The organism is uncultured Faecalibacterium sp. (genome assembly GCF_900066275.1).
Classification (GTDB): domain Bacteria; phylum Bacillota; class Clostridia; order Oscillospirales; family Ruminococcaceae; genus Faecalibacterium; species Faecalibacterium taiwanense.
On record NZ_FMFG01000039.1, the window covers coordinates 1 to 20,595 of the forward strand.

The following is a 20,595-nucleotide window of genomic DNA, read 5'->3' on the forward strand; positions in this document are numbered from 1 at the left end:
TGTAAAGGCCAGCGTTGATTATGCAGCCGTCGTTGCAGAAAAGACCGCTGAAAAGGAAAAAATCGAATCTGAGGTTGCTACGCTGACTGCAAATCTCGATGATCTGAAAACGCAGATGAAAGCCAAGAAAGCAGAATTGAAAGCCGTCACCAAGGAACTTACCAAAGCCGAAAACAAAAAAGCTGCCGCCGAAGCAAAGGCAATGGAAGAAGCAAAGAAAGGCGAAGCAGAAGATGTGCTGAAGAAGCTGCTGGCCAGCGGTATGACGGCTGAGGAAATCCTTGCAAAACTCCAGTAATGCAATATGGGGGGCAAGTAAACATATCTGCCCAAACTGCGGGCGCAAGATGAAACAGCAGTTCACAGGGCTGTTCCATTGCAAGTGTGGGACAAGCTGGAAACGTGACATAGGATTTTTTGAGCGTACTCCAGATATGGTGTTCTCACTGGAACGCAAAAAAGTCGGAAATAAAATCAAACAGCTCCCGGCGATACAGCATAAGTAAGCAAGACCACCAGCCGTTTTTTCGACTGGTGGCCTTTTTTGTGCTTAATCCTCTGTAATGCCGAGATATTGGTCAATCTCCATGATGCTTTCCCCACTGATCTCAACCAGATCTTCAAAGGGCACCACGGTGTCGCCCACCTGCAAGGTGCGGAACACCGGGTCGATGCGGTCTACCCTTCCGGTCAGGGTGATGTAGTTGCCCACCGCCGGAACCTCCGGGTGGGCGGTATCCTCTTTGAAATACCGCACCGTGATGGTCATACCCTTGGTAACCTGCATCAGCCGATCGGACAGGGCGGACATTTCTTCCTCGGTCAGAATGCGCTTGGTCACCCGCTCGGTGCGCTGCTTTTCTGCGGCAAGCTGCTCATCATAACCACGCAAGGCTGCAAAGGGAGAGAAAATCTTTGCCCGGTTCTGTAAAGTCATGCGGGGGTGCTTGCGAAGGGATTCTTCGGTCTGGAGGCGTTCCATCTCTATGATGTCCCCGTACTTTTGGGCGGTCTCTTGTCCGATCTTGCTATTTTTGTAGTTTTCCATCCGAACCTCCTGCGCTGTGACCACCGATCTGCGCATTGCGCTGGCGCATGGTGGCACCTTCCTCGTAGCTGCTGGCTTTCAGTACGGCATTTTTGCCGTACTTGTTCTTGATGCCCAGCATGGCTTGCTGGAGTTTTTTCTCCTTTTCCAGCTTCTTGGTGTCGGTGAAAAAGTCCACCTGATAGATGCCCTCGTCCGGCGTGACCTTGTTGGCATTGATGGTAATGCGCCGCACCGTCAGCGCCGGGTCGGTGATGCGCTCAAACAGCTTTGCGCTTTCGTTGATGATGGTGCTGCCCAGATTGGTGGGCGCATCAAACCGGATGGTGCCGTGAGCTGCCTTGGGGATGATTCTGCCGTAGCGGTCGGTCTGGGTCAGACCACGGTAGCCGCCCTTGTCCACGTTCTCCCGGTCGTAGCCGATCTCCAAGGTGATGGATTCCGTCACCAGTTTCTTTTCCGTAAGCCGGAACATCAGAATCTCCGCCATCTCCCGGACGATGAGCTTGGCTTTGTCATTGGGGTAAGGGCAGGTCAGCACCTGCCCCTCGCTGATGCTGTTGGTGCTGGGCTTGTAGCTTTTGATTTGTTCCATGCCGCAGGGTTCGTAGCCCCATGCGTGGTCAATGAGAATTTCCGCATCCACGCCGAAAATCTCATACAGACGATCCTCTCCGTGGATGGAAAACCGTGCCAAATCCCCCATGGTGTAGATGCCGTGGGCTTCCAGCCGTTTGACGGTGCCGGGGCCTGTCATCCAGAAATCCGTCAAAGGGCGGTGGTTCCACAGCAGATACCGATAGGACTGCTCGTCCAGCTCTGCAATGCGGACACCCTCCTTGTCTGCCGGAATGTGCTTTGCCACAATGTCCATGGCCAGCTTTGCAAGGTAGAGGTTGGTGCCGATGCCTGCCGTTGCGGTGATGCCGGTGTTGTACAGCACCTCCCGCACCATGGTCATGGCAAGCTCGTGGGCGCTCATGTGGTAGTAGGGCAGATAGCCCGTCACATCAATGAAAACCTCGTCGATGGAATAGGGGTAGATATCCACCGGGGATACATATTTGAGGTAGGTCTTGTAGATTTGGGTAGAAACGTCCAGATATCGCTGCATCCGGGGCGGCGCAACAATATAGCTCAGCCCTAGCGCCGGGTCTGCGTTCAGGGCGTTGGCATCAAAAGAGGTGCTGGCAAAGTGGTATTTGCCATCCTCTCCCCGGACTGCCTTGTGTTGCCGGATGGCAGTTTGCAGCCGCTGAGCGTTGACCTCTTTCACCCGCTGAACGGCTTCAAACAGCCGTGCTCTGCCAGGTATCTTGTAAGCTTTCAGGGAGGGCGACACCGCAAGGCAGATGGTCTTTTCGGTGCGGGAGGCGTCTGCCACCACCAGATTGGTGGTCAGGGGGTCCAGATGGCGGTCTACGCACTCCACCGAGGCATAGAAACTTTTCAGGTCGATTGCCAGATAGGTGCGCTGCGCTGCCATACTTCAGCCCTCCTCTGTGTTATTTGGTTTCCACCTCAACGAACCACCGGCCGAACCGGGAGGGAAACCGTGGGTCGGAACGCTCAAAAAACAGGTGCCGTTCCTGCCCCTTTACCATTACAGTATAACAGTCGCCGGGCATATCGGCAATGGTATTTGCAGGGCGAAAGTCCCGCACCTGCTCGATGGGATACGTCCGACCATCGCCCCATGTGATCTGCCGGGGCTGCATATAGCCTGTTGCATCAAAATCAGAAGTCACTTTCACATAGACCTTTTCCGTTTTGCGACGGCAGTTTCGATTCATTCTTCACAGCTCCTTTGCGAAAATCACAACCATTCATCTTATTATAATAAATCTTTACGCTGTTTTCAAGAGGGAGCACAACAATTGTTAGCGATGCAAAAAAATACAGCTATATTTCAGTGTGAAGCCTGAATATAGCTGTATTTTTTCTTTATAGATGATTTAATTGTTCTCCTCAAAGTTCTCAACCTGCTCCATGACCTTTTTGAAAACTTCGGGGCTGTACTGTGGAGGATAGCCGTTTTTTACAAGGCAGATCTTGATCTCCAGCTTCAACTGATTGCGGACGTTCTGATTGTTCAGCCAGTCAGCAAACGAAGATTTGGTGTCGATAATCTCTTTGACCTTTTGCGCCAGAGCCTTGCACTTGTCGTTGATGACAGCACACCGTCAACCTCTTTATCGGTTCCGTATTCAAAATCATACTGGTCCCGCAGGGCAAGGAGAATAAAGATAAAGAAAGGAATTTTTTTGTTTAACTATTCTCACTATTATTTAATTTAGTGATTTTTTCTTCTTTGGAGAAACCAGTTTGTGACCGGAATAAATGGACATGCCCATACAAATCAATGAAGAATAGGCAAAGTATTTATGCGCAGTCATAGATTTTTTGATTCCAGAATAAATGCATCCCAACATACAGAAAAGTGCGCCTAAGGCCCAGTATTTATGTGATTTCATGATTTGATGCCTCCTTTGATTTAACTGATTCAATTATAACGTTTTTTTACGAAAACGCAAGCATTACCGGGAACGCTTTCATGTGGATGCTGTGACTGCCGCTACGGTCATGCTCGGTGGGCATTACGAACAAGGCTCACATGTAGCATTCGACTCCGAATATCAGCCGGCACACATATGAGGACGGAAAATGTAGCAGCTTTTGAAAAAAATTGCTTTTTTCTGCTCAAAGTGCTACAATCGGAATATACCGAATACAAAGGGAAGAAAGCTCCCATGCCAAGACCGCCACGGTGCCGTCAAATTTGTGGCGTATCACAGGTCGATACATTCTGTCCCAACGGGTGCGAGAATACCGAGCCGATCCTGCTGACGCTGGACGAATACGAGGTCATTCGGCTGGTTGACTTGGAGCAGCAAACCCACGAGCAGTGTGCCGCGCAGATGGACATTTCACGCTCTACCGTGCAGGAGATTTACGAAGGCGCACGGCGCAAGATTGCAGCGTGTCTTGTCCACGGGAAACCGCTGCACATCACCGGGGGAAACTACCGCATTTGCGGAGGACAGGAGGCAGCTCACTGCGGCCGTTGCTGCCGGATGCAGAGAACCAACATGGAAAAATTAGGCAAAACTTGCAAAGGAGATTCCATTATGAAAATTGCAGTTACCTATGAAAACGGTCAAATCTTTCAGCATTTCGGTCACACCGAGCAGTTCAAGCTTTATGAAGCTGTGGACGGCAAAATCACTCATGCGAAAGTCGTTGACACCAACGGCAGCGGTCACGGCGCACTGGCAGGCTTCCTGATGCAGAACGGCGTGGACACTTTGATTTGCGGAGGCATCGGCGGCGGTGCGCAGGCAGCTCTGGCCGAAGCGGGCATCAAGCTCTACGGCGGTGTCAGCGGGGACGCTGATGCTGCGGTGAGCGCATTGCTCAACGGAAATCTGGGCTACGATCCCAATGTTCATTGTGACCACCATGATCATGAGCACGGCGAGGCTGGTCACTCCTGCGGTGACCACGGCTGCGGCAAGCATAGCTGCCATTGATATGGAACGCACACTGACACAACTTCCGTTCTGGTCATCCTTGACCGAACGCGAAATGGACACACTACGCCGAAGTGCCTTTGTCCGTCATTATAAAAAGGGTGCGTTCGTTCACAGCAGCGACAATGAATGTCTCGGAATGCTGTTTATTCTTTCCGGCGAGATCCGCACTTATCTTCTCTCTGATGAGGGGCGGGAGGTAACGCTGTTCCGCCTATATCCGGGCGAGCTATGCGTGCTTTCCGCCTCCTGCGTGATCAGTCAGATCACCTTTGATACGCAAATGACTGCCGGAATGGATACGGACGTTCTGATTATCCCTGCAAATGTCATTGCTGCACTCAAGGAGAAAAATCTCCATGTCCGCTGTTTTCTCTATGAACTGGCAACGAAACGGTTTTCTGATGTGATGTGGGCGATGCAGCAGATCATGTTCAAGGGGCTGGATCAGCGTCTGGCAGAATTTCTCTTTGCCGAAGCGGAACGTACCGGCTCCGACACGATACGTATGACCCATGAGCAGATCGCCCAGCACATCAGCTCGGCACGGGAGGCAGTGGCACGGATGCTCAAAAGCTTCTCGGAGGACGGACTGGTGGAGCTGAAGCGTGGTGCAATCACGCTGCGGGATAAGAACAGACTAAATCGTCTAAAATAAAAAGGAATGTGACTTCGTCACGGAATAAAATCATAGATTTGCTACAATAAAAGCAGAAAAGCAGAAAAGCAGAAAAGCAGAAAAGCAGGAAGGAGTATCCACCATGAAAGAAACGAAATACGCAGGAACTCAAACCGAAAAAAACCTGATGGCTGCCTTTGCCGGTGAGTCCGAGGCACGCAACAAGTACACCTATTTTGCATCCAAGGCCAAGAAGGAAGGCTTTGAGCAGATCGCGGCACTGTTCCTCAAAACCGCTGATAATGAGAAGGAACACGCCAAGCTGTGGTTCAAAGAACTGAACGGCATTGGCGACACCGCAGAAAACCTTCTCTCCGCCGCTGAGGGTGAGAACTACGAGTGGACGGATATGTACGATGGCTTTGCCAAAACTGCCGATGAGGAAGGCTTTCATGAGCTGGCCCAGCGTTTCCGCCTGGTAGCCGCCATTGAAAAGCACCATGAGGAGCGCTACCGTGCCCTGTTGCACAATGTGGAGATGGCAGAGGTCTTTGCCAAGAGTGAGGTCAAGGTATGGGAGTGCCGCAACTGCGGTCACATTGTGATCGGTGAGAAAGCTCCAGAGGTTTGCCCCACCTGCAACCATCCCCAGAGCTATTTTGAAATTCACGCAGAAAACTATTAAAGAAAGAAAAGGAGAATTATCATGGAGCAGAAGTTTTACATTTGCAAGCATTGTGGCAACATCATTGCCAAAGTTAAGGACGCAGGCGTCCCTGTCGTCTGCTGCGGCGAGCCGATGAGCGAGATCGTTCCCGGCACCACCGACGCTGCCGTGGAGAAGCACGTCCCTGTCTGGACGGTGGAAAACGGCATCGTCCATGTCAAGGTCGGCTCTGTGGAGCACCCCATGCTGCCGGAGCACTACATCGAATGGGTATCTCTCCAGACCAAGCAGGGCAATCAGCGTAAGGAACTGCATCCTGGCGAAAAGCCGGAGGTCTGCTTCGCTCTCTGCGAGGGCGATGAGGTCGAGGCGGTCTACGCCTACTGCAACCTCCACAGTCTGTGGAAAGCGTAATTCACCTTCTTAAAATCCGGTGCTCAAAAAGCACCGGATTTTTTTTATCAATGTAACCTCGTCACAGAAAAAGACTTTGTCCTGCGGTATGATAAAGCCACAATCAAGAAAGAGCTGGCGAACGTGAAAATCAATCTCAATCCCGATCAGGAGATTGTCAGCACCATCAGAAAAGGACTCAAGCGCACCGGCGGGTACTGCCCCTGCCGCAGGGAGCGCACAGAGGCAACCAAATGTATGTGCCAGGAGTTCAAGAATCCAATTGCAGATCCGCGCTTCGAGGGGGTCTGCCACTGTATGCTCTATTACAAATCCTTGTAGGATTAAGGGAGGAAAGCTATGCTGTCAAAGAAACTGGCTGCCATAGATAAGACGCGGTGTGTCGCCTGTGGTGTGTGTGAAAATACCTGTCCACTGGGGGCCGTCAAGGTGCGCCGTGGCTGCTACGCCGCCGTGGAGGCGGAACGCTGCGTAGGCTGCGGCAAGTGCGCAAAGCTCTGTCCCGTCGGCTGCATTGAGGTGAAAGTGAGGGCTGACGCATGAAAGCAAAGCATTGGTACGATTACCTGTGGGTATATGCCATCATCTATTTTGCACTGGGCTTTTTCAATATCCTGTTCGCGTGGCTGGGTATGATCGATTTTCTTCTGCCGCTGCTTTTAGCCATCTTTGGCGGGAACAAATTCTTTTGCAACCATCTCTGCGGACGGGGTCAACTGTTCAGCAAGCTGGGGACAGACCTTAAATGCTCCCGCTGCAAGCCCACGCCCCGCTGGATGTCCTCCAAGTGGTTCCGTTATGCCTTTTTACTCTTTTTCCTGACGATGTTCGGCAACATGGTGTTCCAGACCTATCTGGTCGCTGCTGGTGCTACGTCCCTGCGGGAGGCCATTAAGCTGTTCTGGACATTCCGTGTGCCGTGGAGCTGGACTTATACAGCCGGTACAGTCGCTGATTGGATGGCGCAGTTCAGCTTTGGCTTTTATAGCCTCATGCTGACCTCTCTGCTGCTGGGTCTGATCGTTATGGTGCTCTACATGCCCCGCACATGGTGTGCGTTTTGCCCGATGGGAACCATGACGCAGGGCATTTGCAAGCTGAAAAACAAAGAATAAACAAAGATAACAGAACGGAGCCTTTCTCATGGCTGAACTGAAAATTACTGCTGCGAATTTTGAAAATGAGGTACTGCATTCCGACAAGCCCATCCTGCTGGATTTCTATGCGGACTGGTGCGGACCGTGCAAAATGCTCTCTCCCATACTGCATGAGCTTGCCGAAGAAAAAAGCGGTACGCTCAAGGTGGGCAAGGTCAACGTGGACGAGCAGATGGAGCTGGCAATGCGTTTTCAAGTATCCAGCATCCCGATGCTGGTCGTATTCAAGGATGGAAAGGCCGTTGCCAAATCGGTCGGCTATCGGCCTAAGTCGGAGATCGCCGCAATGGTGGAGGGCGTGAAATGAAGGTCGTAATTGTAGGCGGCGTGGCGGGCGGTGCTTCTGCTGCTGCCCGCATCCGCCGTTTGGATGAACACGCGCAGATCATCATGATCGAGCGTAGCGGCTATGTGTCCTATGCCAACTGCGGTCTGCCGTATTATGTGGGCGGTGTGATCAAGGAGCAAGAAGAACTGACACTGCAAACTCCGGAGAGCTTCTGGGACCGTTTTCGCATTGATGTGCGGGTACGGCAGGAAGTAACTGCGATCAATCCCGCAGAGAAAACCGTCACGGTCCGCACACTGGACAGCGGGAAGATCTATACGGAAACCTATGACAAACTGCTTCTTGCCCCCGGCGCAAAGCCGACGGTTCCTGCGCTTTCCGGCGTCAGCAGTGAGCGTGTTTTCACGCTGCGCACCGTGGAGGATACCCTCCGCATTAGGCGCTTTGTAGAGGATCAGAAGCCGAAAAACGCTGTTTTGGCTGGCGGCGGCTTTATCGGTCTGGAAATGGCGGAAAACCTTACAGAAATGGGCGTTTCTGTCACCATCGTTCAGCGACCCAATCAGCTATTAGCACCACTGGATGCGGACATGGCGAGCTTTGTCCATGCGGAAATGCGCAGACACGGCGTGACTCTGCGGTTGGGGGAAACCGTTACCGGATTCCGACAGGACGGAGATTCCGTGCTGACTCTGTTGGAGAGTAGTGAGCCGCTGCATTCGGATATGGTGTTGCTGGCCATCGGTGTTACCCCGGACACGCATTTAGCAGAAGATGTCGGTCTTGAGCTTGGTATTCGTGGAAGCATCGCTGTCACCGAACGGATGGAAACCTCCGTGCCGGACATCTATGCTGTGGGCGATGCCGTAGAGGTCACCCATTTTGTAACCGGGCAGAAAGCGTTGATTTCGCTGGCGGGACCCGCCAACAAGCAGGGACGCATTGCCGCTGACAATATCTGCGGCGGCAACAGCCACTTTACCGGCTCTCAGGGTTCGTCTGTTCTGAAACTGTTTGGCTTGACAGCGGCCTCCACGGGTATCAATGAAAAGGTAGCGCAGGCAGCAGGAATCGCTTACGACAAAGTCGTACTTTTCCCAGCATCCCACGCTGCCTATTATCCCGGCGCACGGTCAATGGCAATGAAGGTACTGTATGAAAAAGAAAGCCTGCGGTTGCTCGGTGCGCAGATCGTTGGCGGCGACGGTGTGGACAAGCGTATTGATGTACTGGCAACGGCCATTCGCGCAAAAATGACAGCTTTGGAACTGACGGAACTTGACCTTTCCTATGCGCCGCCCTATTCCTCTGCCAAAGATCCGGTCAATATGGCCGGTTTTATGATCGAGGACTTGGAGAGCGGGAAAGTGCAGCAGTTCCATTGGAATGATGTTGAGGACTTGCCCTGCGATGGCAGTGCGACGCTGCTGGACGTCCGCACGGAAGGCGAATATCGGCGTGGGCACTTGAATGGATTCCGCAATATTCCACTGGACGATCTGCGGGAGCACTTGGACGAGTTAGAGCGGGACAAGCCTATCTATGTGAATTGCCAGACTGGGCTTCGCAGTTATCTGGCCTGTCGGCTTTTGACGCAGTATGGTTTCAGCTGTTCCCATCTCTCCGGCGGATACAGTTTTTATCAGGTCGTAACACAAGAGCAGCAGACAGCGCGGAGCGCCTATCCCTGCGGAATGGAGAAACTATGAGTGAAAATTTATTTGGCTTGACGGTTGCGGCAGATAAAGGCTTAGATGATCTGCAGTGCCAGCGCCTTTTAAGCGAAAATCGCAGGTATCAGGAGGTCATGCTGCAATACCGATGTGCGCTGAAAGCACTGGAAAGCAGGTTGGAAATTCTAAACGAAGAGTTTTCATTGCAGCATGATCGCAATCCGATAGAAAGTATAAAAAGCCGCTTGAAGTCGCCGTCCAGCATTATGAATAAGATGCAGAAACGCGGACTTCCTCTGGATTTTCCGACCATGCAGACAAATATCATGGATATTGCCGGTGTGCGGGTGATCTGCTCTTTCGAGGAGGATGTGTTCTTTTTGGCAAAGTGCTTAAAAGATCAGTCTGACATTGAAATCATCACGGAGAAAGATTATATTTCACACCCTAAGCCAAATGGCTATCGCAGTCTGCACCTGACGATCCGGTTGCCGGTATTCTTTGCGGAAAAAGAGATCCATGTGCCGGTGGAGATACAACTCCGTACAATCGCTATGGACTTCTGGGCAAGCCTTGAGCATACCATCCGCTATAAGAAAAACTTCCCGATCAATGCTGAAGTCGAAACTGAATTGAAAGAGTGCGCCGATTCCAGCAGAGAATGGGACAGAAAAATGGAACATCTACTGCACATCTTAACATAGTGCGTCGGATATAAAATGAAAAGCACGCACTTTGGTGCTTGCCTTGGACTTGCCAGGGACCGCCTCATCCGCCTTGGATGGGCGACCCCTGCGAGCCCCAACCAATTTCTCCGCTTTCTGGTTTTCAGGCATAGTCTTTTCTGCTTTTGGCGGACTGCCACGGCACAGCTTTTTCGGCTTCTATAATTGTAAGGAACATGGCTTTTCGCTGAATTGAAAGCGAAGCTGACCCGGTCTGGGGCGGTCTGTAATAAAGCGATATTTTTTTTGAAACTATCTTGACAAATTTTATCAAGATTGATATTATGGTATTAACAAGCAAGCGAAAAGAGGATGTGGAGCATGATCATCACCAAAGAGACGGACTACGCGCTGCGCATTTTGCGGGTGCTGATGGACGGGGAGAAGCATTCGGTGGCCGAGATGTCGGAAACGGAATTGATCCCCAATCAGTTTGCCTACCAGATTCTGCGCAAGCTCTCCGCCGGCAATTTGGTGCGGGTGAGCCGCGGCGCTCTCGGCGGCTGCGAGCTGTCCTGCGATCTGGACGCGACCTCCCTCTACGATCTCATGGGGGTCGTGGGGGAGCGGGGCATCCTGTGCGCCTGCATGGAGCCGGGATATGAATGCCACTGGCAGGACAAGCATGGGCGGTGCACCATCCACTGTCAGCTGGCGGCCTTGCAGCAAAAGCAGGACGAGGCGTTCCGTGCCGTGAGTCTGCGCAGGCTGCTGACCGGCGGATCCGATCCCCAAGATACAAGCAAGCTGTTAAATTTTTAAAAGGAGGTACCCGTATGCTGTTTCAAACCACGTCGGCGCACGAAGAGCTGCGCGCGAAGATCCGGAGTTTTGCGGAGGAGGAGATCAAGCCCCTCGCATTTTTAATGGATCAGAACAATGAGTTTCCCGAGGAGGCTGTCAAGAAGCTGGGTAAGCTGGGCTGGATGGGCATTCCCTACCCCAAGGAGTACGGTGGTGCCGGTCTTGATGCTCTGAGCTACGCCATCGCGGTGGAGGAGCTGGCCCGTGTGGACGGCGGCACGGGCGTAATCCTCTCCGCCCACGTCTCCCTCGGCTCATGGCCCATTTTCGCCTATGGCACCGAGGAGCAGAAGAAGAAATATCTGGTTCCGCTGGCCAAGGGCGAGAAGATCGGCGCCTTCGGCCTTACGGAGACCAACGCCGGATCCGACGCCGGCGGCACGGAGACCACGGCGCTGGATAAGGGGGACTACTACCTCCTCAACGGCAGCAAGATCTTCATTACCAACGCCCCTAAGGCGGACACCTATGTGGTTTTCGCCGTCACCACGCCGGACATCGGCACCCGGGGCATCTCCGCTTTCATCGTGGAGAAGGGCTGGAAGGGCTTTGAGTTCGGCGACCACTATGACAAGATGGGTATTCGCTCCTCCTCCACGGCGGAGCTGATCTTCAACAACGTGAAGGTTCCCAAGGAAAACCTATTGGGCAAGGAGGGCGAGGGCTTCAAGATTGCCATGTCCACGCTGGACGGCGGACGCATCGGCATCGCCGCGCAGGCGCTGGGCATCGCCCAGGGCGCGTTTGAGCACGCGTTGAGCTATTCCAAGGAGCGCGTCCAGTTCGGCAAGCCCATCGCGGCCCAGCAGAGCATCGCCTTCAAGCTGGCGGATATGGCAACCAAGCTGCGCTGCGCCCGGTTCCTCATCTACTCCGCGGCGGAGCTGAAGGAGCAGCACGCGCCTTACGGCATGGAGTCCGCCATGGCGAAGATGTACGCCTCGGACATCGCGCTGGAGGTCACCAACGATGCCTTGCAGATCCACGGCGGCAGCGGCTACCTCAAGGGCATGGAGGTGGAACGGGCCTACCGCGACGCCAAGATCACCACCCTCTACGAGGGCACTAACGAGATCCAGCGGGTGGTCATCGCCTCTCATCTGTTGGGCAGGCTGGGCAAGAGCTCCGGCGGCGAGAGCCGTTCGGCGGCCAAGAAACCCGCGCCCATCACCGGCATTCGCAAAAAGACCATCTTCCGGGAGGGGGATGCTGCCCAGCAGGTGGCCGACCTTGTGGCGGCGCTGAAGAAGGATGGTCACGACTTCTCCGTCGGCATTCCTATGGATACGCCCATCCCGCAGGCGGAGCGGGTGGTCTCCGCGGGCAAGGGCATCGGGGAGAAAAAGAACATGAAACTGGTAGAGTCGCTGGCCAAGGCCGCCGGCGCGGCCATCGGTTCTTCCCGCCCTGTGGCGGAGACTCTCAAATATCTGCCGCTGAACCGCTATGTGGGTATGTCCGGTCAGAAGTTCACCGGCAATCTGTACATCGCCTGCGGCATCTCCGGCGCATCCCAGCACCTTAAGGGCATCAAGGACGCCTCCACCATCGTGGCCATCAATAAGAACGGTAACGCGCCTATCTTCAAGAACTGCGACTACGGCATCGTGGGCGATGTGGAGGAGATCCTGCCCCTGCTCACTGCCGCGCTGGATAGCGGCGAAAAGCTGCCCGCGCCGCCCATGGTAAAGATGAAGCGGCCCACGCCGCCGAAGCCCGCCCCCATCGGCAACCGCTACGTCTGCAGCGGCTGCGGCTACGAGTATGTGCCGGAGTTGGGCGACGAGGACGGCGAGATCGCGCCCGGTACGCTCTTTGAGCAGCTTCCCGCCGAGTGGGTTTGTCCCGAGTGCGCGGAGACGAAAGATCAATTTGTAAAGGCTTGAGGCCGTGAAGGAGGCAAGATAAGATGTATTGCGTGCGTAAAGTAACGAACGACCTCTACTGGGTGGGTGCCAACGACCATCGTCTGGCCCTGTTTGAAAACTGCTTTCCCATTCCACGGGGCGTAAGCTACAACGCCTACTGCCTGCTGGATGAAAAGACGGTGCTCTTTGACACGGTGGACTGGTCTGCCTGCCGCCAGCTTTTGGAAAATCTGGCGTATGTGCTGGATGGCCGCGAGCTGGACTACCTGCTGGTCAACCATCTGGAGCCGGATCACGCCGCCTGCATCGAGGAGATCCTGCTGCGCCATCCCAAGGTGAAACTGATCTCCAACGAGAAGGCATTCATGCTCATGCGGCAGTTCGGCTTCCATGTGGACGGACATGAGTGCATCGAGGTGAAGGAGGGCGACACCTTCTCCTTCGGCAAGCACACCGTCACCTTTGTGGGCGCGCCTATGGTTCACTGGCCGGAGGCCATGGTGACCCTCGACGTCACCGACGGCGTCCTCTTTTCCGCCGACGCCTTCGGCACCTTCGGCGCGCTGGACGGCAAGCTGTTCGCCGACGAGGTGGACTTCGAGCGGGACTGGCTGGACGACGCCCGCCGCTACCTTACCAACATCGTGGGCAAGTACGGCCCCCACATCCAGCTCCTGCTGAAAAAGGCCGGCGGCGTTTTGGATCAGATCAAGTACATCTGCCCGCTCCACGGCCCCGTGTGGCGCAAGGATCTGGGCTGGTTCATCGAAAAATACGACACATGGAGCCGCTATGCCCCTGAAACCCAGGGCGTGCTCATCGTCTACGCCTCTATGTATGGCAACACGGAGAACGCGGCGCAGGCGCTGGCGACGTCGCTCTGCGATAAGGGCATGAGCAAGGTGGCGATGTACGATGTGTCCTCCACTCATGTCTCCCAGCTGATCTCCGAGGCGTTTAAGTACAGTCACATTGTCCTGGCCTCTGTGACCTACAACCTCGGCATCTACCCTGCCATGCATGACTTCCTCATGGATATGAAGGCGCTGAATCTGCAAAACCGCACCTTTGCCATCATTGAAAACGGCTCATGGGCGGTGAAGTCCGGTGACCTCATGCAGAAATTCGTCAACAATGAGCTTAAGAACATGACGGTGCTCAACGAGCGGCTCAGCCTCGCCTCGTCCATGGGCACGGACAAGCGCACTGAGCTGGAAGCACTGGCGGACGCCATTCTGGAATCTATGAAGTAACTGGCAGGAAAGCCAAAACCAAGACAACAGACAACAAACAGCCCCACCGCGTCGGCTGCAGAAAAACCGGCTTTCAAAAACAGAGCGGGCAAGCGTGATACTGCGCTTGCCCGCTCTTTGCCCAAAAGGACATGAGAAGTGACCGGAGAAGATGAGAGGATCGAAATGGAGATCAGAAAACGAAACGGGGAGTCTGTTCCCTTTCAACAGGAGAAAATTTTCAACGCCATGAAAAAGGCGTTTGACGGACAGGGCAAGGAGATCGGGAGCAGAGAGATGGATGAGATCCTCGCCACCGTTCTCAACAATCTCTCCGTCACAGTGCCGCTCACCGTGGAACGTGTGCAGGACGAGGTGGAGCGAACGCTCATGGAGCGCGGACACTATGAGGTGGCCAAGGCGTACATCCTCTACCGCGAAAAGCGGTCTGCGCTGCGCCGTGTCCGGCATACCATCGCGCGGACGGTGGGGGATGACTCGCTTGATGAGGTGCTGCGCCGCATCCAGATGGATTTTACCGAGGAAGTCTACTCCCTCGCGGCGCTTCAAATGAAGTTTGAGAGTTTCTGTCGCCTGGGCATGACGGAGGATGAGCGGGCTGAGGCACTGACCAAGGCGGCGGTAGAGCTGACTACGGCAGAGGCACCCAAGTGGGAGTTCATCGCGGCGCGGCTTCTGAACCACTCCTTTCGCTGTCGCAACGCACAGGAATGGGAGGGGCGCGGCGTCGGCGACCTCTATGGCAAGCTTCGCTATCTGACGGATAAGGGACTCTACGGTGACTATATCCTTGCCCACTATACCCACGAGGAGATTTCCATGGCGGAGGACTTTCTCTGCCCGGAACGGGACGAGCTGTTTACCTACTCCGGCCTTGACCTGCTGCTCAAACGCTATGTGATCCAGTCACGCAGCCGCGTGCCGCTGGAAACACCGCAGGAGATGTTTTTGGGTATCGCGCTGCATCTTGCTATGAGCGAAGGCTCTGACCGCATGGGGTGGGTAAAACGCTTTTACGATATGCTCAGCCGTATGGAGGTCACGATGGCGACACCTACCATGTCCAACGCACGAAAACCCTACCATCAGCTTTCAAGCTGCTTTGTGGACACTGTGCCGGACAGTCTGGACGGCATCTACCGCTCGCTGGACAACTTCGCAAAGGTCTCTAAATTCGGCGGTGGAATGGGGATGTACTTCGGTAAGGTGCGCGCTGCAGGCAGCACCATCCGCGGCTTTCAAGGGGCGGCGGGCGGTGTTATCCGCTGGATCCGGCTGGTCAACGACACCGCCGTGGCGGTGGATCAGTTGGGGATGCGGCAGGGCGCTGTGGCGGTTTACTTAGACGCATGGCACCGGGATCTGCCGGAATTCCTTCAACTGCGCACCAACAACGGCGACGACCGCATGAAGGCACATGATGTGTTTCCCGCCGTGTGCTATCCGGATCTCTTCTGGCGACTGGCGGAGGAGAACATAGACGCGCCGTGGCATCTCATGTGTCCGCATGAGATCCTCACGGTCAAGGGCTACGCACTGGAGGATTACTGGGGTACAGAATGGGAGAAGCGGTATCTGGACTGCGTCAATGACCCGCGCATCGAAAAGCGCAGCGTCACCGTCAAGGACATCGTGCGGCTGGTGCTTCGCTCGGCAGTGGAGACCGGCACACCCTTCGCTTTCAATCGCGACAGTGTAAATCATATGAACCCAAACGGCCACACGGGAATGATCTATTGCTCCAATCTCTGTACGGAGATCGCGCAGAACATGGCACCCATCGAGCACATCAGCACTGAGGTGCACACGGAGAACGGCGACACAATTGTGGTGACGGCCACACGCCCAGGTGAGTTTGTGGTCTGCAATCTGGCGAGTCTGTCTCTCGGTAATCTGCCGGTGGAGGACGAGGCCTATATGGAACGCACGGTGGAAACGGCCATCCGCGCACTGGATAATGTGATCGACCTCAACTTCTACCCGTTGGAATACGCGCGGCTTACCAATCAGAAGTACCGCAGCATCGGCTTGGGCGTCAGCGGCTACCACCACATGCTGGCAAAGCGCGGCATCCACTGGGAGAGCGATGAGCACCTTGCCTTCACCGACGCAGTGTTCGAGCTCATCAACTACGCCGCTGTCAAGGCGGACACAGCTTTGGCACTGGAAAAGGGTCGTTACGCGCTCTTTGAGGGCAGCGACTGGCAGACGGGCGCGTATTTTGAAAAGCGGGGTTATACCTCCGAAAAGTGGCGGGCGCTTGCGAAAACGGTGGCGGTGCAGGGAATGCGCAACGCCTATCTGCTGGCGGTCGCACCGACCTCCAGCACATCTATCCTCTCCGGCACGTCGGCGGGCATAGATCCAATTATGAAGAAATTCTTTTTAGAGGAAAAAAAGGGCAGCATGCTGCCCCGCGTTGCTCCGGAGCTTTCTATGGATACATGGTGGTACTATAAGGCGGCGCATCTGATCGACCAAAGCTGGTCGGTACGCGCCGCGGGCCTTCGCCAGAGACATATTGACCAGGCGCAGAGCATGAATCTCTATATCACCAACGACTATTCCATGCGTCAGGTGCTCAGACTGTATTTGGAGGCGTGGAGGGCCGGCGTCAAGACCATTTACTATGTCCGCAGCAAGGCCCTTGAGGTCGAGGCCTGCGAAAGCTGCTCGTCATAAGGAGGATAGCATGACGGAACTGAAGAAAAAGCCCCTCTTTAACCCGGAGGGCGACCCTGATGTGCGCCTGCGGCGCATGATCGGCGGCAATACCACCAACCTCAACGACTTCAACAATATGAAGTACGCTTGGGTCAGCGACTGGTACCGGCAGGCCATGAACAACTTTTGGATCCCTGAGGAGATCAATCTCTCGCAGGATGTGAAGGACTATCCCCGCCTGCTGTCAGCCGAGCGCAGCGCCTACGATAAAATTCTGAGTTTTCTTGTCTTTTTGGATTCCATTCAGACAGCGAACCTGCCTAATATCGGCGCCTACATTACCGCCAACGAGGTTAATCTCTGCCTGTCCATTCAGGCGTTTCAGGAGTGTGTCCACTCACAGAGCTACAGCTATATGCTCGACACCATCTGTTCCCCCGTGGAGCGCAATGACATCCTCTACCAATGGAAAACGGACGAGCATCTGCTGCGCCGCAACACCTTCATTGGGGACTGCTACAACGAGTTTCAGGAGAGGAAGGACGCTCCCACGCTGCTGCGCGTGATGATGGCAAACTATATTTTGGAGGGCATCTATTTTTACAGCGGCTTTATGTTCTTCTACAATCTCTCCCGAAACGGGAAGATGCCCGGCTCGGCGCAGGAGATTCGCTACATAAACCGCGATGAGAACACGCACTTGTGGCTGTTCCGCAATATCATCACGGAGCTGCAAAAGGAGCAGCCGGAGTTGTTCACCGCCGAGAGCGTACAAGCGCTGCGCGAGATGATGCGTGAGGGCGTGGAACAGGAGATCGCATGGGGGCATTATGTGATCGGCGACGACATCCCGGGGCTGAACCGGCAGATGATCAGCGATTACATCCGCTATCTCGGCAACCTCCGCTGGACGAGCCTTGGCTATCCCGCATTGTATCCAGGCTTTGAGAGCGAACCGGAGAGCATGGAATGGGTCAGCCAGTACGCCGACGCCAACATGGTCAAGACCGATTTCTTTGAGGCACGCAGTACCGCCTACGCCAAGAGCACCGCACTGATAGACGATTTATAAGAAAACCAAAGACATCAGAATAGGAGATACTACTATGAATTACAGCGCTATGATCCAATATCGCAGATCCGTTCACGCATTCCGCGAAAAGGAAGTTCCGAGCGAGGCTATCGGCCAGCTCCGATCCTACTATGAAAAGACCTGCCCCCGTCTTGTCCCGGAGATTGCAACGGAGTTGATCGTCTTGGACAAGGATGCACAGCCGGCGCTGGAGAGCTCAGCGGGCTATAATCAATTTCTCATCGGAGCACCGCACTACCTGCTCCTTATGTCTGCCCCGCATTCCTACGCAGCCATCAACGCCGGCTACATGATGGAAGATCTTGTCCTCAAGCTGACTGAGTTGGACATTGACACCTGCTGGATGACCTTCACCGACAGCGACAAAATCAAAAAGGCACTGTCTCTCGCCACCCCGTTAGAGGTGGCGGCAATCGTTGCCTTTGGCTACGGGGAAAAGACCGCAAGAAAGCTGCGGCTGAATATCCTAAGTATGTCTCAGATCGATGTGCGGGCCGAGCAGCAGTACTACGCGCCCAAAAAGGGCGTGCACGATTTGGTTCACATGGGGAGCTGGAGCAACAAGTCTGGGCTTGACGAGATGATGGACTTCTACGACGATATGCTCTGGCAGTCCTTCTACGCCGCTTCGCTCTCCCCCAGCTATCTCAACCGTCAGCCCTATGGCTTCCTTGTGCAGGATCACAGCATCTATTTGGTGCAGCAGGAGGATGCCTACACCGATAATTTGGATGCCGCATTGGATCTCGGTATTGTCATGCTCCACTTCTCCGCCGTCGCCTCCAAGTGGGCGGGGCAGGTACGCTGGGAACTTTCACCTGCTGCGCCCGACGGCCTGCCGGAAGGACTTCGCTCCGCTGCGGTGTACCACATGTAACGACTCTGGGGGAAGCAAGGCAACGGTAAAATGCGCGACCGTCGATCCGCGGTTGAGCGTATGTTTCGTTAGAAAAGAAGAACCTATCAGTCAGAGTCTGAGTAAGGAAAATAGGAGGTATATTTTATATGGCTATCCAAACGGTAACAGATGCCATCCGCTATGTAGGGGTGGATGATAACACATTGGCACTCTTTGAAAACCAGTACCCCGTCCAGCCTATGGGAGTGAGCTACAACTCCTATGTCATTCTGGATGAGAAGATTGCCGTGATGGACAGCGTGGACGCACGGGCAACGGAAGAATGGCTTTCCAATGTGGCGCGGGTGTTGGAGGGGCGCAGGCCCGACTATCTTGTGGTCACACACATGGAGCCGGATCATTCCGGCAGTCTCATGCGGCTGGCACAAAAGTACCCGGAGATGAAGATCGTGGGAAACGCGAAAACATTTACCCTGATCAAGCAGTTCTTCGGCACAGGTGCATTGTCGGAAGACCGTATGCTGGAGGTTGGCGAAAGAGATACGCTTTCCTTGGGTTTGCACCGGCTGCGCTTTCTGCTGGCGCCGATGGTACACTGGCCAGAGGTGATGACGGCGTATGAGGAAACGGAAAAAATCCTGTTCTCGGCGGATGCCTTCGGACGCTTTGGCTCACTGGAACGGACTGCCCGTGCCCCCTGGGTGCCGCAGGCCCGACGGTATTATTACAATATTATCGGGAAATATGGCGCACAGGTGCAGGCTCTGCTGAAAAAAATCTCCGCGCTGGAGATCAAAACAATCTGCCCGCTCCACGGTCCCGTGCTTACAGAAGGGCTGGAGGAGTGTCTGCGGCTCTATGATCTCTGGTCACAATGGGAACCAGAAGAATCGGAGAGCATACTGATTGCCCACGCATCCATCCATGGAAATACTGCCCATGCGGCGAAGACCCTCAAGGGTAAATTAGAGAAAAAAGGCGTACAGGTCAACATCTGTGATCTCACTGTGACAGATCTTTCCTACGCTGTTGCCAGTGCGTTCTACTGCGGGAAGTTGGTTTTAGCCAGCGCCACCTATGACGGAGAACTGTTTCCGCCCATGAGGGAGTTTTTGGAACATTTACGGACAAAGGGATTCCGAAACCGCCGGGTTGGCCTTATTGAAGACGGCTCTTGGGCACCTGCAGCCGCGCGGCTGATGCGCACCAAATTGGAGGAGATGAAGGATATCCACCTTTACGAAACGGTAGTGTCTCTGCGTGGTGCATTGAACCAAACCAGCGAAGCGCAGATGGACGCTCTGGTGGCTGAGCTCTGCGCAGAATAAGCTGCAATAAACCGCAGCTATTTTCGTACAGATGATGGTCTTACTCATCTGCTTTATGTCCCAAGGGCAGAGTACCGTCATCTCAGGTTGAGGTCACGATGTGGTGTGGGGCGAGACCGGAGTCTTGAGAATACCCAAACAAAGGAAAGGAGCTGACAGATATGGCAGCTATGAACATGAATCAGGAGCAGTTTGAGCAGGCGATCCGGGAGAAAAAGCCCGTTTTGGTGGATTTCTGGGCGCCCTGGTGCAGCTACTGCCGGAGGATCGGCCCCGCGTATGAGAAGATCGGAGAGGAATACGCGGACAGCCTCGCCGTCGGCAAGATCAACATTGACGAGGAGCCGCGGCTGGCGGGGGCCGAGGGAATCGAGGACATCCCAACTCTGGTGCTGTACCGGAACGGAAAGGCCGTGGATTCCATCATCGCGCCCGGCTCAAAGGCAGAAATCGACCGTTTCATTCAGGAAGCCTTGGCGAAATAACGGAGGGTTCAGATATGAACAACAATCATGTTTATGATATGCTCGTGGTGGGCGGCGGCCCGGGCGGCTACACCGCCGCCCTGTACGCGGCACGGGCGGGGCTGGACACCATCGTGCTG

At 54.5% G+C, this 20,595-nt stretch carries 25 protein-coding genes; 20 read left to right on the plus strand and 5 right to left on the minus strand.

The genetic code is table 11. From position 1 onward, the window contains the following. Positions 1-298: hypothetical protein (locus tag QZL71_RS10940; protein WP_294648763.1), on the plus strand; the 298-nt coding region annotated here is incomplete at its 5' end. A gap of 252 nt (positions 299-550) precedes the next feature. Here the strand turns inward: QZL71_RS10940 and QZL71_RS10945 are convergent. The 5 genes from QZL71_RS10945 to QZL71_RS10965 all read right to left on the minus strand — a co-directional run bounded on the left by QZL71_RS10945 (position 551) and on the right by QZL71_RS10965 (position 3,522). After that, positions 551-1,048 carry a hypothetical protein gene (locus QZL71_RS10945; RefSeq protein ID WP_294648765.1) on the minus strand — a complete coding sequence of 166 codons (498 nt, stop codon included), beginning with the start codon at positions 1,046-1,048 and terminating at the stop codon, positions 551-553. Further along, positions 1,029-2,534: a Y-family DNA polymerase gene (locus tag QZL71_RS10950; RefSeq protein WP_294648767.1), complete on the minus strand. Its 1,506-nt coding sequence runs from the start codon at positions 2,532-2,534 to the stop codon at positions 1,029-1,031. Before QZL71_RS10950 ends, QZL71_RS10945 begins: the two co-directional genes overlap by 20 nt. A gap of 19 nt (positions 2,535-2,553) precedes the next feature. Beyond that, complete coding sequence (locus QZL71_RS10955; protein ID WP_055189766.1) at positions 2,554-2,841, minus strand: hypothetical protein; 288 nt, start codon at positions 2,839-2,841, stop codon at positions 2,554-2,556. A 162-nt stretch (positions 2,842-3,003) separates the two neighbouring features. Continuing rightward, entirely contained in the window at positions 3,004-3,219 is a 216-nt protein-coding gene (locus tag QZL71_RS10960) for a type I restriction enzyme endonuclease domain-containing protein (RefSeq protein WP_227619334.1), read from the minus strand. A 117-nt stretch (positions 3,220-3,336) separates the two neighbouring features. Beyond that, entirely contained in the window at positions 3,337-3,522 is a 186-nt protein-coding gene (locus QZL71_RS10965; RefSeq protein WP_294648769.1) for a DUF6219 family protein, read from the minus strand. Positions 3,523-3,798: 276 nt separating this feature from the next. Here QZL71_RS10965 and QZL71_RS10970 point away from each other — a divergent pair, with 276 nt between their 5' ends. From QZL71_RS10970 to QZL71_RS11060, 19 genes are all read left to right on the plus strand, one after another. Next, positions 3,799-4,578 (plus strand): DUF134 domain-containing protein, encoded by a 780-nt coding sequence (locus QZL71_RS10970; protein WP_117949759.1) that lies wholly within the window; start codon positions 3,799-3,801, stop codon positions 4,576-4,578. Between the two features lies 1 nt (position 4,579). Beyond that, on the plus strand, positions 4,580-5,236 hold the full coding sequence (locus QZL71_RS10975) for a Crp/Fnr family transcriptional regulator (RefSeq protein WP_097771467.1): 657 nt from the start codon (positions 4,580-4,582) through the stop codon (positions 5,234-5,236). Positions 5,237-5,339: 103 nt separating this feature from the next. Beyond that, complete coding sequence (gene rbr, locus QZL71_RS10980) at positions 5,340-5,882, plus strand: rubrerythrin (protein WP_117506262.1); 543 nt, start codon at positions 5,340-5,342, stop codon at positions 5,880-5,882. A 21-nt stretch (positions 5,883-5,903) separates the two neighbouring features. Beyond that, complete coding sequence (locus QZL71_RS10985; RefSeq protein ID WP_005946408.1) at positions 5,904-6,278, plus strand: desulfoferrodoxin family protein; 375 nt, start codon at positions 5,904-5,906, stop codon at positions 6,276-6,278. Positions 6,279-6,380: 102 nt separating this feature from the next. Next, positions 6,381-6,599 (plus strand): ferredoxin-thioredoxin reductase catalytic domain-containing protein, encoded by a 219-nt coding sequence (locus tag QZL71_RS10990; RefSeq protein WP_117533893.1) that lies wholly within the window; start codon positions 6,381-6,383, stop codon positions 6,597-6,599. A gap of 18 nt (positions 6,600-6,617) precedes the next feature. Further along, positions 6,618-6,821, plus strand: a complete 204-nt coding sequence (locus QZL71_RS10995) for a 4Fe-4S binding protein (protein ID WP_005946404.1) — start codon at positions 6,618-6,620, stop codon at positions 6,819-6,821. After that, complete coding sequence (locus QZL71_RS11000; protein WP_294648771.1) at positions 6,818-7,393, plus strand: 4Fe-4S binding protein; 576 nt, start codon at positions 6,818-6,820, stop codon at positions 7,391-7,393. Before QZL71_RS10995 ends, QZL71_RS11000 begins: the two co-directional genes overlap by 4 nt. A 28-nt stretch (positions 7,394-7,421) precedes the next feature. After that, entirely contained in the window at positions 7,422-7,742 is a 321-nt protein-coding gene (trxA, locus tag QZL71_RS11005) for a thioredoxin (RefSeq protein ID WP_217212262.1), read from the plus strand. Further along, positions 7,739-9,433: an FAD-dependent oxidoreductase gene (locus QZL71_RS11010; RefSeq protein ID WP_294648773.1), complete on the plus strand. Its 1,695-nt coding sequence runs from the start codon at positions 7,739-7,741 to the stop codon at positions 9,431-9,433. The genes trxA (QZL71_RS11005) and QZL71_RS11010 overlap by 4 nt, the downstream gene beginning before the upstream one ends. Next, complete coding sequence (locus QZL71_RS11015; protein WP_294648775.1) at positions 9,430-10,101, plus strand: GTP pyrophosphokinase; 672 nt, start codon at positions 9,430-9,432, stop codon at positions 10,099-10,101. The genes QZL71_RS11010 and QZL71_RS11015 overlap by 4 nt, the downstream gene beginning before the upstream one ends. A gap of 342 nt (positions 10,102-10,443) precedes the next feature. Next, positions 10,444-10,884 carry an RrF2 family transcriptional regulator gene (locus tag QZL71_RS11020; protein WP_294648777.1) on the plus strand — a complete coding sequence of 147 codons (441 nt, stop codon included), beginning with the start codon at positions 10,444-10,446 and terminating at the stop codon, positions 10,882-10,884. Positions 10,885-10,898: 14 nt separating this feature from the next. Further along, positions 10,899-12,812, plus strand: a complete 1,914-nt coding sequence (locus QZL71_RS11025; protein ID WP_294648779.1) for an acyl-CoA dehydrogenase family protein — start codon at positions 10,899-10,901, stop codon at positions 12,810-12,812. 23 nt (positions 12,813-12,835) lie between these two features. After that, the gene (locus QZL71_RS11030) at positions 12,836-14,047 is read left to right on the plus strand and encodes an FprA family A-type flavoprotein (protein WP_005946385.1); all 1,212 of its coding nucleotides are present in this window, start codon (positions 12,836-12,838) and stop codon (positions 14,045-14,047) included. Between the two features lie 165 nt (positions 14,048-14,212). Then, positions 14,213-16,729 carry a ribonucleoside-diphosphate reductase subunit alpha gene (locus tag QZL71_RS11035; RefSeq protein ID WP_294648781.1) on the plus strand — a complete coding sequence of 839 codons (2,517 nt, stop codon included), beginning with the start codon at positions 14,213-14,215 and terminating at the stop codon, positions 16,727-16,729. Between the two features lie 10 nt (positions 16,730-16,739). Further along, on the plus strand, positions 16,740-17,783 hold the full coding sequence (locus tag QZL71_RS11040; protein WP_005946381.1) for a ribonucleotide-diphosphate reductase subunit beta: 1,044 nt from the start codon (positions 16,740-16,742) through the stop codon (positions 17,781-17,783). A gap of 34 nt (positions 17,784-17,817) precedes the next feature. Beyond that, positions 17,818-18,681 carry a nitroreductase family protein gene (locus QZL71_RS11045; protein WP_294648783.1) on the plus strand — a complete coding sequence of 288 codons (864 nt, stop codon included), beginning with the start codon at positions 17,818-17,820 and terminating at the stop codon, positions 18,679-18,681. A gap of 128 nt (positions 18,682-18,809) precedes the next feature. Further along, positions 18,810-19,991 (plus strand): FprA family A-type flavoprotein, encoded by a 1,182-nt coding sequence (locus QZL71_RS11050; protein WP_294648785.1) that lies wholly within the window; start codon positions 18,810-18,812, stop codon positions 19,989-19,991. A gap of 152 nt (positions 19,992-20,143) precedes the next feature. Further along, complete coding sequence (trxA, locus tag QZL71_RS11055) at positions 20,144-20,476, plus strand: thioredoxin (RefSeq protein ID WP_173014758.1); 333 nt, start codon at positions 20,144-20,146, stop codon at positions 20,474-20,476. Between the two features lie 14 nt (positions 20,477-20,490). Further along, on the plus strand, positions 20,491-20,595 hold a 105-nt coding region (locus QZL71_RS11060), incomplete at its 3' end, for an FAD-dependent oxidoreductase (protein ID WP_294648788.1).

Coding starts and splice junctions, on each gene's coding strand:
- QZL71_RS10945 (WP_294648765.1), bottom strand. CDS start 1,048: ATGGAAAACTACAAAAATAGCAAGATCGGACAAGAGACCGCCCAAAAG.
- QZL71_RS10950 (WP_294648767.1), bottom strand. CDS start 2,534: ATGGCAGCGCAGCGCACCTATCTGGCAATCGACCTGAAAAGTTTCTAT.
- QZL71_RS10955 (WP_055189766.1), bottom strand. CDS start 2,841: ATGAATCGAAACTGCCGTCGCAAAACGGAAAAGGTCTATGTGAAAGTG.
- QZL71_RS10965 (WP_294648769.1), bottom strand. CDS start 3,522: ATGAAATCACATAAATACTGGGCCTTAGGCGCACTTTTCTGTATGTTG.
- QZL71_RS10970 (WP_117949759.1), top strand. CDS start 3,799: ATGCCAAGACCGCCACGGTGCCGTCAAATTTGTGGCGTATCACAGGTC.
- QZL71_RS10975 (WP_097771467.1), top strand. CDS start 4,580: ATGGAACGCACACTGACACAACTTCCGTTCTGGTCATCCTTGACCGAA.
- rbr (WP_117506262.1), top strand. CDS start 5,340: ATGAAAGAAACGAAATACGCAGGAACTCAAACCGAAAAAAACCTGATG.
- QZL71_RS10985 (WP_005946408.1), top strand. CDS start 5,904: ATGGAGCAGAAGTTTTACATTTGCAAGCATTGTGGCAACATCATTGCC.
- QZL71_RS10995 (WP_005946404.1), top strand. CDS start 6,618: ATGCTGTCAAAGAAACTGGCTGCCATAGATAAGACGCGGTGTGTCGCC.
- QZL71_RS11000 (WP_294648771.1), top strand. CDS start 6,818: ATGAAAGCAAAGCATTGGTACGATTACCTGTGGGTATATGCCATCATC.
- trxA (WP_217212262.1), top strand. CDS start 7,422: ATGGCTGAACTGAAAATTACTGCTGCGAATTTTGAAAATGAGGTACTG.
- QZL71_RS11010 (WP_294648773.1), top strand. CDS start 7,739: ATGAAGGTCGTAATTGTAGGCGGCGTGGCGGGCGGTGCTTCTGCTGCT.
- QZL71_RS11015 (WP_294648775.1), top strand. CDS start 9,430: ATGAGTGAAAATTTATTTGGCTTGACGGTTGCGGCAGATAAAGGCTTA.
- QZL71_RS11020 (WP_294648777.1), top strand. CDS start 10,444: ATGATCATCACCAAAGAGACGGACTACGCGCTGCGCATTTTGCGGGTG.
- QZL71_RS11025 (WP_294648779.1), top strand. CDS start 10,899: ATGCTGTTTCAAACCACGTCGGCGCACGAAGAGCTGCGCGCGAAGATC.
- QZL71_RS11030 (WP_005946385.1), top strand. CDS start 12,836: ATGTATTGCGTGCGTAAAGTAACGAACGACCTCTACTGGGTGGGTGCC.
- QZL71_RS11035 (WP_294648781.1), top strand. CDS start 14,213: ATGGAGATCAGAAAACGAAACGGGGAGTCTGTTCCCTTTCAACAGGAG.
- QZL71_RS11040 (WP_005946381.1), top strand. CDS start 16,740: ATGACGGAACTGAAGAAAAAGCCCCTCTTTAACCCGGAGGGCGACCCT.
- QZL71_RS11045 (WP_294648783.1), top strand. CDS start 17,818: ATGAATTACAGCGCTATGATCCAATATCGCAGATCCGTTCACGCATTC.
- QZL71_RS11050 (WP_294648785.1), top strand. CDS start 18,810: ATGGCTATCCAAACGGTAACAGATGCCATCCGCTATGTAGGGGTGGAT.